We start from the raw sequence: 286 nt of genomic DNA, 5'->3' as shown, positions 1-286 counted from the left end.
GCAACGGCTACCGCGACCGGACCTGGGAGACCCGCGCCGGTGCGGTCGAGCTGCGCATTCCCAAGCTGCGCAAGGGCTCCTACTTCCCGGGCTTCCTCGAGCCGCGCCGCATGGCCGAGAAGGCGCTCACCGCCGTGGTTCAGGAAGCCTATGTGCAGGGCGTCTCGACCCGTTCGGTGGACGATCTGGTGCAGGCCATGGGCATGACCGGCATCTCCAAGAGCCAGGTCAGCCGGCTCTGCGCCGAGATCGACGACAAGGTGAAGGCCTTTCTCGCCCGCCCGAT

1 protein-coding gene is annotated in these 286 nt (G+C 67.8%); it reads left to right on the top strand.

The features are described from left to right. Positions 1–286 (top strand): transposase (locus tag AC0L2O_RS36665; protein WP_473373186.1); only part of this gene is annotated, 286 nt, incomplete at both ends.

The organism is Bradyrhizobium sp. Kon10 (genome assembly GCF_055807395.1).
This window is presented reverse-complemented; position numbering and strand designations above follow the sequence as displayed.